Here is an 11,039-nt window from a genome sequence, read left to right as displayed (position 1 = left end):
CCTCCTACTCCTCTAAATATTCACATACTTCGCTGATACTTTCTTTTAATTTATTTATACTGCTTGAATGAACTCTTATTAATTTTATATCATTTTTCTTACAGACTTTGTTACACGAGATCGAAAGCTTGTGACTTACTGTATTTGTAAACATTATACAGGCTTCACAATTTTTTATTTTTTTCTCAAAATTAGGACAATTCTGATTATATATTTTACATTTGAGATTATTTTTCTTCATCAGGCCTTTGTATTCAAATTCTATCCCTTTTACTCCTCCAATTATTGCTATCATAACTCCTCCTAATTTTTTTAATTTAATTTGAAAGTCAAACTATATGCTATCCATTATATATGATAAAGAAAACATTTGCAAATTTATTTGATAAAAAATAAATAAATCCGTGTGATCTTCCATTCTGACTATATCTAATCTATGTTCTATTCTTATATATATCATAGATTTAATCTCTAAATTCTATTTTTATTGAGTAAATTAATAATATTTTGTTGATTTTCGTTGTGAGTATAACTTTTTTATACAATAAAAAAAGGAGCTTTCTAAATAGAAAGCTCCACAATAATAATATTTTTACATAAATGCAGTATAAAAAATAAATAAAAAGTGTGCAGAAGATCCAGCTACCAATCCAGCTATAGTGTGACTAAATATAGCCTTACCGGTCAAATTTCTAAACTTTAAACTATCCATCATAGCTACATGAGTACTCAAATAACCACTCCAGCACATTCCCATTGCTGTAAATACTGCAATCTCATTTCCACCAATTAATTTATCTCTCAAAAGCTGAGGTACTAAACTTATAGCCGCTCCCACTGCTCCTAAAGATGTAATAGGGAAAGCTAGTGCTTCTGAATGCTGAAACCCAAATATAGGTGTAAATATAAATGATAATTTATCCCCTATAAATGGTAATAATTTTATTCCTTCATAGGCTGCACCAGTATACCCATCTGGACTAGGTCCATTTGTCATCATCATTACCATGGTGCAGATAATAAGAACCCCTGGAATTATTTCTAGCCCCATCTTAACTCCTGTTTTCCCACCTTCTAAAGCAGCTTCTAGTGCTCTTCCAGTGACACTTCCATCTCTTACTTCACGGTAATTTAGGATGTCTGCATTGGAGTCATAGTTATTATTTCCATCAATATATTCCTCTGTCCCATATAATTTCTTTGTAAACATCAACATAAGATTCACACTTACTATACTTCCTATAAAAGCTCCAATATTCCCAATAACTACTGGCACTATCAAACTTTCCCCTGCTATACTACTCTGGGCTACCATGAAAGCTGAAACTACTAATCCCATCCCAAAAGACGTTCCTAAATTAGTAAGAGCTGGTAATTGAAATTTTTTAAAATATTTTCTAAATCCCTTATCTTCTGCTAAAGTTATAACTGCTGGATTATCAGATAAATACGTAGTAATAACTCCTAAAACAGCTGCACCTGGCATATTATAAAGTGGCTTCATGAGCGGTGATAAAACTCGATTAACTATGGATATTACTCCAAACTCCGACAGCACTCCGGCTAATGCTCCAGCTAAAACAGCTATTCCCATTATGAAAAACACCGTATTTAAAAGTAAATCATGAGTAGTTTTCATTATCGTGTTGATCATGTTTATCCCACCCATTATATTGGCTGTGTAAAACACCCCTCCAATAATTAATAAAATTGCAAGTATCCCTTCCAAACTAATGGATTTTTTGTATTTTTTTTTCATTTTTCCTCCTATTTTTTTACAAAAAAAATCTTCCTACTAAATAAGATACACCATTGTGAACTTATTAGCAAGAAGATATTATATTTCTACTACAGTTTAGAGTATTCTACAGCTAATTTTGCTGCTAATTTCGCATTGTTATAAACTAACTCAATATTTGATTCTAATGAATCCCCACCTGTTAATTCTTTTACTTTAGCTAGTAAAAATGGTGTACTTTCTTTTCCTTTTATTCCTAATCTTTCCGCTTCTTCTACAGCTTTATTGATAGCATTAGTAATCACATCAAAATCCATCTCATATTTTTCTGGAATTGGATTAGCTATTACAAATCCTCCATTTAAGTGTAGATCCCATTTAGCTTTCAAAGCAAGTGCTAATTCACTTGGGTTCTGGACATTATAATCTACTTTAAATCCACTTTTTCTAGTATAAAAAGCAGGTAATTCATCCGTTTGGTATCCTACTACAGGAACTCCCTTAGTCTCTAAATATTCTAAAGTTAAGTTTATATCTAGTATAGATTTTGCTCCTGCACAAACTACAGCTACGTCTGTTCTTCCTAACTCTTCTAGATCAGCAGATATATCAAAAGTTGTTTCTGCACCTCTATGCACTCCTCCAATACCACCAGTCGCGAATACTTTGATTCCTGCAATATTAGCTATTATCATTGTTGAAGCTACAGTAGTTGCACCATCCAGTTGCTTTGCAATAATAAACGGAATATCTCTTCTACTAGTTTTGATAACTTTTTCTCCAGCTTTTCCAAGATAATCAATTTCTTCTTTTGTTAATCCTACTTTTAGCCTACCATTTAAGATTGCTATGGTTGCTGGAACTGCTCCACCCTCTCTAATTATATCTTCCACTTTAAGTGCTGTTTCTACATTCATAGGATAAGGCATTCCATGGGAAATAATAGTTGATTCCAATGCTACTACTGGTTTTCCAGAATCCAATGCCACCATAACTTCAGTACTGATATCTACATACTTTTCATAAATTAACATAATATACTCCTTTTATTATAAAATTATTTTATTATTTTTAAATTTTAAATTTTCTATTGTTTTTTTTACCAAACTAGATGTCATATTTGGATTTATTGTCTCCTCACAAGATATTGCCAAAATAGATGCTCCAATAGCAAACCTTATCTCTTCCTCTATATCTTTATTATTAAATAGTCCATAAGTTAACCCTGCTACAAAAGCATCTCCTGCTCCTGTGGCTCCTACCATTTCCATTGTAGGGGGGACTATAATTCCCTCAATATTTGGGGTTTTATAATACACTCCATCTGCTCCTAAAGTGATAAAAACATTTATTACACCCTTATCCACAAAGTATTTCCCAGCTTTTTTAAGGTCTTCTTCATTATTTATAGCTATTCCAGACAAGACTTCTGCTTCCATCTTATTAGGTTTTATAGTATGAAAATAACCTACGAATTCCTTTATATTTTTTGCTTTACTTGCAGATACCGTATCTAAAATAAATGGTACATTATAAGTATTTATCAAATATTCCAAAATTTCTGGAAGATTAGCATCTACTATACAAAATTTTGAATTTTTAATGATATAATCATTCTTTTTTATATAGTCTATATCCATATTTTTTAAAATATCCATATAAGATATAGCCACATTCATATCTCTTTTTTCATCTAATACACAAAGGTAAGTAGAAGTACTCTCCCCCTTGACTACCAAAGTATTTTCCATATGAAGGTCTATCGATTTAGCATGAGCAAGAATTCTTTTTCCATTCTCGTCATCTCCTACTACACTTAAAAATTTAGTCCTTACGCCTAGCCTAGTAAGATTTTCTGCAATATTTCTTCCTACACCACCTAAAGATGTTTTTACACTTCCTGGATTGGAATCACCTAGAATAAGTGTATCTTTAGGACAACCTTGAATATCAATATTTGATCCTCCAACCACACAGATATATGGTTCTTCTTGAGATAAAACATATCCCTTCCCCCTAATAACATCTTTTTTCATAAGGTTACTTATATGAACTGCCACAGAAGACCTTGTGATTTCAAGAATTTTTGCTATCTCCTCTTGGGAGATCATGGGGTTGCTTTCAATTAATTTTAAAACTTCCCTTTCCCTATTAGTCATAACTACTCCTTAATTAATGTTTATTTCTTAACATTAGTTTAATATACATCTATGGTTTTGTCAACTATATTTTATCCGATATATCCAGTGACATCTTCAAAACTACATCTCTTAGGGCTATCTCTGTCAATTCTTTCTTAGATTTTAATTTTCTTACATAGTTCTTTCCACTTTGAGCTTTAGGAATATTTCCTGAAAAAGTAGACCATTTATAGTTATCTTCTCCTATTCCATCAAATGTTCCTGATCCTATGATTTCACCAGTAGAAGTATCTTTCATGATATATGTAAAACTAACTTTTACATTTGCCGACTTATAAAAATCATGCTTAAAATATGTTTTTCTAATGTTTTTTACTACAGGGCCATTTTTAGTATTAACAACATACTGCTCCGACCAAGTTAAAGGTGTTACAGATTTTTTTATAGATTCAGGAGTTCTGGTTATGTAATTTAAATCTATTTTTATTCCTGTATTTATTATATTATCTGCTTTATTGTTTTTCCATGCATATACAAACTTTTTATCATCTAAAGGTACTAACCTTATAAGAGTTCTTTTTTTACCCTTAGCAATATTTGCCTTTACCTGACTTTCTAAATTATTTTTGTATATAGTAGGAGTATTTTTAGAAAATTTAATCATAGCTTTAACTAAAGCCTTTTGATAGGCTTTTTCACGATGATCTACAATATCTTTATACTTCGGTGATAACTCTACACCTCTTTCATAAAGAAAATATTTTTCTCTTTTTTCTTCCCTATTTAACTTTCTCTCCTCTAATTCATTTCCTGCACTATAGTATACTTTACCCATTGTTCCTTTTAATTTATATAGCTCTTCAATTGTTGGTATTTCCAGACTCAACCCTAGTTTTTGATGAACAAGATCATCTGCATAGTAGTAGTTATTTTTTAACTTTAGAAGATCTTCATAAGCGTAAGCTTCTAACTTATAATCAGATACTTTTTGATATTCACCTATTTTTTCAACAGCCTGGGTTAATGCTTGGGGATAAACGTTTCTATAATTTACCATTCCATCTAGATAGTTAGGATTTATTTTTATAGCATCATTTAATAAATAAGATGCTTTTATATAGTTCCCCCTATCAACCTCAGAGATTGCTTTATTATTTATCCTCTCCTCCACATTACTACATCCTATGAGCATCAACCCTAACAATAATATAAATATCAACTTGTTCTTTTTCATTTCTACCTCCTAATCACTTATTTTTTATCTGTCTAAGTGCAACTTCAAGTTTCTTTTTATAGTATACCAAAATATTCTATTTATTCATAAAAAGTAACGTGACGTTGCATCCAAATAATCACAATTCCAATTTTTATAATCTATTATTTGTTCTGCAAATTTTGTGATTTCCTAGATAATAAAAAACAACGTAATATTCTATCTAAATAAAAAATGATCCCTACTTTAATATAGAAACCATTTTTTTAACCACTTGTTTAAATTTTAATAACCTAACCAATTCCCATTTCCATGACCGTAAAAATATACTACAATAAATATACTCGATATTGCCATAAGATAGATAGCATCAATTAATTTTAAAGGTATATTTTTATAGTGTGTTCTTTTATTAAATCTATCAAAGCCTCTTCCTTCCATTGCAATAGCAACTCTTTCTGCTCTCCTAATATTTGTAGCAAGAAGAGGTATAGGAAGTGAAATTTTCTCTTTAAAAGTTTTCTTTCTCCCACCAAGTCTAATATTTCTTGCATGTTTTATCATATTCATATCATTTTCCATCATTGGAAAGAATCTAAAAGCTACCATAACACCATAAGCTAATCCTGGATTCAATTTTAAATTTTGCATAAGACTCATCAACATTCTATTTGGATCTATATTAAATAAAAAACTCATTGCTAATGATCCAATAATAACTATCCTTAAAAATAGTTTCAGACCTAAAATAAAATTATCATATGAAAAACTATCACTAAAATTTCCACTTCCCCACAATAAATTAGTTATAAATACTCCCACTCCAAACAATAATAACGGCGATACTTTTAATAAACTTTTTTTAGTTAAATTCCCTTCAATCATTGCAACTATTAGAGTGAATCCTAATATTAAAAAAAGCCCTCCTACTGTAAATACCATAAATGAAAGTATTACTCCCAATAAATTACATATTAATTTTATTATTGGATTTATCTCTTTGAACATGCTTTCACCTTCCTACTATCACAAAGTTTTGTATCTTTTCTTATAATTTTTGCCTCTTCTAAAAAATTTCTATTTTCAAATAGATCTTTTATAGGACCAAAATATGAGTTTTTCCCTTCTTTTAATACCAGTGCTTTTGTGGCATATTCTTTTACAATATTTAGATTATGGGTAATCATAATTATTCCCATCCCTTTTTTAGCTAACTCCTTTATTTGAACCATTAATTCTCTAGTATTAAAATAATCCAAACCAAAAGTAGGTTCATCCAATATTAAGACCTTGTGTTTTTTAGATAACATTATCGCTACAGATAATCTTCTTTTTTGTCCTCCAGAGATAGTAAATGGATTTTCATTTTTTACCCCTTCTAAGTTATATTTTTCTAAAATAGCATCTAAACTTATCTCTTCTCCATGAATCTCTTTAAAAAGTTCTATCTCATCTCTCACTGAATCTTTTATAAATTGATGCTCAGGATTTTGAAAAACATAGGTTAACTCACTATATAATTTTTCTTTGGATATTTTTTTTATATTTTTACCTCTATAAGTTATCTCACCACTAAATTTTGATTCCATTCCACCTAATATTTTAGATAAAGTAGTCTTTCCAGCACCATTTTTTCCTAACAGTGCTATAATTTCCCCTGCGTTTACATCAAAGGAAATATCATTTAATATTTCTTTTTCTGCATAACTAAAATTTAAATTTTTTACTTCTAAAAGTTTATCAGTTTTATTTAAAAACAAATTATCATTATAGGTGCTTATTTCATTTCCTTCTACTTTTTTAGAAAGTCCAAGTTCTATTAAGATCTCTCTATTTTTATTCAAAAAATCTTCTCCGTTACTGTCGACTCTTATAGTTCCATTTTTATCTATAATAATTGCCCTTGTTATCGTATCTAACCATTCCTCAAAATTATGCTCCACAAGAAGGTATCCAGTATCAAGAGTGGCAATCAATTCATTTATCTCACACCGTCCTAAAGTATCTAGATTTGCTGTTGGCTCATCGAGTAATAACATCTTACTTTCTACAGCTAATGAAGAACCTATAGCTACTTTCTGCTGTTCTCCCCCAGAAAGATTTAGTAGCATCTCTCTTTTTTTATCCTCTATCTTTACCTGTTTTAATACTTTTTCTATTTTTTCTCCTATTTGCTTAGAAGGAGTACAAAAATTTTCTAGTGAAAAAGCTATCTCATCTTCAGGATACATCGTACAAAATTGACTTTCTGAATCTTGAAAAACTATTCCAAAAATTTTAGCTATCTCTATAGGGGACATCTCTTCTATGTTTCTACCATCAATAGTAATCTTCCCACTTGTTTCCCCTAGATTATTTCTTTGGATAATACCAAGAAGGCAAAGTAGGAGACTACTCTTTCCATATCCACTTGGTGAAAGTAAAAGTATCTTTTCATCAGTATCAAAACTTAAATTGATATTTGAAAGTGTTTCTTTCTTATGTCCATAATATTTTAAACTAAAATTTATTAATTCTACCCTAGCCATTGAATTTTAGCCTCCTCTCTCTTCCTAATGAAAATGTGTTTAAACTACCTGTTGATGCTAGAGTATCAGCTACCATTTTACCACCATATCCACCTATCAAACCACCTGAAATCACTCTAACTATTAACATCATTACAATCATCTTTATAGGTAAATGAGAATATCCATACATAAAATATGAATATACAAATGTCCCTAAACTAGGAAATATTCCAGCTAAAACTAAAACAAATGTATTATACTTCTTATAACCTGTTACTGTAAAAGCTAATTCACTAGAAGCTCCTTGAATTGCTGCACCTATTAACATAGTTACTCCTACTGGCGTTCCTAATAAAACCTCTGACATAGCTGCCATCATCTCACCTAAAAAGGCACATCCTGGTTTTCTAATTATATACATACTAGTTATTGCTGCCATGAACCATATACCGTATACTATATCTGTTCCAATAGGCCCAAATATTGCATTAAATATTCCCCAAGCTCCTACACCAGCAATATAAATAACTGCATATGCCATTGATAGTACTGCCATGACTACTATCTCTCTCATATTTAGTTTATTTTTCATTATTTTTTCCCCCTAATTTTTTTACTAACAATTTCTTTTACACAACTTTATTATTATTTTTATTTTATTTTTTTATCTCCTCTCATTCCCATATCCCAAAAAGCTACCTCTAACCTAGTTACTTCCCTAAATATAAACTTTAACTTATCTAATTTCTTCTTACTCAGACCTTCACCATAACTATTTAATTTCTCTACAAATTCAATTGTAGAAGACTTATAATTCTCTCCTCCATACATAAGAATCCATTCTTTATATGGGTTTCCATCTAAAATTGTTTTTTCATCTGCTAATAGTCTTTGTCCTATCTCTCCATATCCAATATAACAAGAAGCAATAGCAATCATTAGATCTAAGTAATCTCCACTCATCCCAACATCTTTCATATATCTAGTATAAGCGATACACTCTATAGATTCTTCCGAATCCTCCAATTCATGAGTGTCTATTCCCCAATCTTTATATTGTCTGTGTAATTCTAGTTCTCCCTCTGTTATCCAAAGTGTACCCTCTAAAGCAAATTGTATCTCTTCTAAAGTTTCGCCTTTATACGCCATCAATGCAAAACATCTTGTATAATGTAATAAATATAGATAATCTTGTTTTAAATAATATCTAAATTTTTCTATATCTAATGTTCCATCCTGAAGTTGGTCTATAAATTCTGGATGGGTATACTCATGCCATACGTCTTTACATGCATATTTTAATTCTTCTAGTAGTGTTTTTTTTTGCTTTATATTAGGTGCTACCATTAATTTTTACCTCCTAAACTAAATTTATACATATGATTAATAGGTCCCTTTCCTTTCCCAAGATCTATCTTACTTGAAATTGCACTATACACATAATCTTTTGCTTTTTTTACCGATTCTTCTATATCTTTACCTAAAGCTAAGTTAGCAGCAATAGCACTAGAAAGTGTACACCCTGTCCCATGGGTATTTTTATTATCTATAAAATCATTTTCAAAATTTTCATATTTTCCATCTTTATAAAGAATATCAATTGCTTTTTCACTAGTCTCAAGATGCCCACCCTTTATTAGGATATACCCCTTATAATAAGTAGATATCTTTTGGCAAGCCATCCTCATTTCTTCTTCATTATTTATCTTAAAGCCACATAATATTTCTGCTTCTGGCAAATTTGGAGTAATTATGGAAGCTAGTGGTAATAGTTCTTTCACAAGAGTTTCCCTTGCATCTTTTTCTAACAATTCATGACCACTTGTTGATACCATTACTGTGTCTAAAACTATATTTTTAGCATTATATTTTTTTAATTTTTCTGATATTACTTTTATTATCTCTTTATTAGATACCATTCCTATTTTTACTGCCATGGGATATATATCTTCAAATACTGCATCTATTTGATCCTCTATTATCTCTTTATTAATATTTTGGATGGATCTTACTCCAGTTGTATTTTGCGCTGTAATTGCTGTGATCACACTCATTCCAAATGTATTATGCATTGTAAAAGTTTTTAAATCTGCTTGTATCCCTGCTCCTCCACTAGAGTCACTTCCTGCTATAGTTAATACTGTATTCATATTTTTTCCCCCACCTAAAAAATTATTTTTTTTGCTAAATCAGATAAAACCTTTGATTCTTTATATGTATCTTCTACACCATATATAGCCGATACAATTGCTACACCTGCTATTCCTGTGTCTTCTAGCTCTAATATATTTGATTTATTTATGCCCCCTATAGCTACTACAGGAATTTTTGAATCTAAAGATAATGCCTTTAAATCGGAATATGAAACATTGTCAGCGTCAAGTTTTGTTTTAGTTGAAAATACTGCTCCTATCCCATAATAATCAACATCACTACTGATGCTTTTTTCTAGATGTTCCCTTGTTTGAATAGATAAACCTATGATTTTGTATTCTCCTAATATCTTTCTAGCTTCTTTAGGAGATATATCTCCTTGGCCTATATGTACTCCTTCACAATTAATTTTTTTACAAACCTCTATATTGTCATTGATGATTAATTTTATTCCCATTTTATCTGTTATTTTTTTTACTTTATTCCCCAATTCAATAAAACTTTCAGTATCTATATTTTTTTCTCTCAATTGAAGTATTGTCACTCCAGCGTCTATAGATTGCTTGATTTTTTCTAAATATTTTTCCAGAGATAAATCTCCTTTGGAAATAACACCATAGAGGAGGAGTTCTTCTCTTTTTAATTTATTTATACTCATAATTTAACACTTCCAAAAATTCTTCAAATTTTATAGATCCAATCTTATCTAGTATATTATTTTTTAATGTACTCAACTCTCTTTTTTTCATATCTTTCGCTGCTATTTCTCCACATACACCCATTATTCCTACTCCATAAATCGTTCCCATAAATATATTTTCTTTATTCCCACCAAGACTTACTCCTAATAACGCACTAATCATACAACCAGTTCCAGTTATATCAGACATTACATGATTTCCATTAGATAAATAAACTACTTTCTCACCATCTGTTACTACATCGATTTTTGAAGTTACAGCAACAACACAATTATGTATCTTTGATACTTTTTTAGCTATTTCAAATATATCTTCTTTAGTTAATTCTTTATCTCCAGCACTGACATCCACTCCATTGATATCATTATTTCCCTTTAATAACCCTTTTATTTCACTAATATTTCCTTTTATTACCGATACTTTAACTTTGGATAATATCTTATCTACTCCATCAGTTCTTAACTTGGTAAACCCATAACCTACTGGATCTAATATTACAGGTATTTCTTTGAGATTTGCTATCTCTCCAGCTCTTATCATAGATTCTATAGTCCTTTCATTTAACGTCCCTATATTTATTAC

At 30.2% G+C, this 11,039-nt stretch carries 12 protein-coding genes; all 12 read right to left on the bottom strand.

Features of this window, described 5'->3' with window-relative positions; translation table 11 throughout:
- Window positions 1-4: 4 nt before the first annotated feature.
- Window positions 5-295, bottom strand: a complete 291-nt coding sequence (locus WBG30_RS02170; protein ID WP_424503003.1) for a DUF2325 domain-containing protein — start codon at window positions 293-295, stop codon at window positions 5-7.
- A gap of 297 nt (window positions 296-592) precedes the next feature.
- Window positions 593-1,759 carry a CD0519/CD1768 family membrane protein gene (locus WBG30_RS02165; protein WP_424503002.1) on the bottom strand — a complete coding sequence of 389 codons (1,167 nt, stop codon included), beginning with the start codon at window positions 1,757-1,759 and terminating at the stop codon, window positions 593-595.
- Window positions 1,760-1,848: 89 nt separating this feature from the next.
- A complete protein-coding gene (locus WBG30_RS02160) occupies window positions 1,849-2,772 on the bottom strand; it encodes a pseudouridine-5'-phosphate glycosidase (RefSeq protein WP_424503001.1) in 924 nt (307 codons plus the stop codon).
- 15 nt (window positions 2,773-2,787) lie between these two features.
- On the bottom strand, window positions 2,788-3,897 hold the full coding sequence (locus WBG30_RS02155) for a PfkB family carbohydrate kinase (protein ID WP_424503000.1): 1,110 nt from the start codon (window positions 3,895-3,897) through the stop codon (window positions 2,788-2,790).
- Between the two features lie 64 nt (window positions 3,898-3,961).
- Window positions 3,962-5,113 carry a hypothetical protein gene (locus WBG30_RS02150; protein WP_424502999.1) on the bottom strand — a complete coding sequence of 384 codons (1,152 nt, stop codon included), beginning with the start codon at window positions 5,111-5,113 and terminating at the stop codon, window positions 3,962-3,964.
- A gap of 264 nt (window positions 5,114-5,377) precedes the next feature.
- Complete coding sequence (locus WBG30_RS02145) at window positions 5,378-6,100, bottom strand: energy-coupling factor transporter transmembrane component T family protein (protein ID WP_424502998.1); 723 nt, start codon at window positions 6,098-6,100, stop codon at window positions 5,378-5,380.
- Window positions 6,085-7,620 carry an ABC transporter ATP-binding protein gene (locus WBG30_RS02140; protein WP_424502997.1) on the bottom strand — a complete coding sequence of 512 codons (1,536 nt, stop codon included), beginning with the start codon at window positions 7,618-7,620 and terminating at the stop codon, window positions 6,085-6,087. Before WBG30_RS02140 ends, WBG30_RS02145 begins: the two co-directional genes overlap by 16 nt.
- A complete protein-coding gene (locus WBG30_RS02135; RefSeq protein ID WP_424502996.1) occupies window positions 7,613-8,194 on the bottom strand; it encodes an ECF transporter S component in 582 nt (193 codons plus the stop codon). The genes WBG30_RS02140 and WBG30_RS02135 overlap by 8 nt, the downstream gene beginning before the upstream one ends.
- Before the next feature lie 59 nt (window positions 8,195-8,253).
- A complete protein-coding gene (tenA, locus tag WBG30_RS02130; RefSeq protein ID WP_424502995.1) occupies window positions 8,254-8,949 on the bottom strand; it encodes a thiaminase II in 696 nt (231 codons plus the stop codon).
- On the bottom strand, window positions 8,949-9,752 hold the full coding sequence (gene thiD, locus WBG30_RS02125) for a bifunctional hydroxymethylpyrimidine kinase/phosphomethylpyrimidine kinase (protein WP_424502994.1): 804 nt from the start codon (window positions 9,750-9,752) through the stop codon (window positions 8,949-8,951). Before thiD ends, tenA begins: the two co-directional genes overlap by 1 nt.
- A gap of 14 nt (window positions 9,753-9,766) precedes the next feature.
- A complete protein-coding gene (thiE, locus tag WBG30_RS02120; protein ID WP_424502993.1) occupies window positions 9,767-10,414 on the bottom strand; it encodes a thiamine phosphate synthase in 648 nt (215 codons plus the stop codon).
- A partial coding sequence (locus WBG30_RS02115) for a hydroxyethylthiazole kinase (RefSeq protein ID WP_424502992.1) occupies window positions 10,401-11,039 on the bottom strand: 639 nt, incomplete at its 5' end. The genes thiE and WBG30_RS02115, both read right to left, overlap by 14 nt.

Origin of the sequence: Psychrilyobacter sp. (assembly GCF_049671765.1) — a bacterium.
Classification (GTDB): Bacteria; Fusobacteriota; Fusobacteriia; order Fusobacteriales; family Fusobacteriaceae; genus Psychrilyobacter.
Note: the sequence above shows the minus strand (reverse complement) of the source record. Positions and strands in the feature narration are given on the sequence as shown.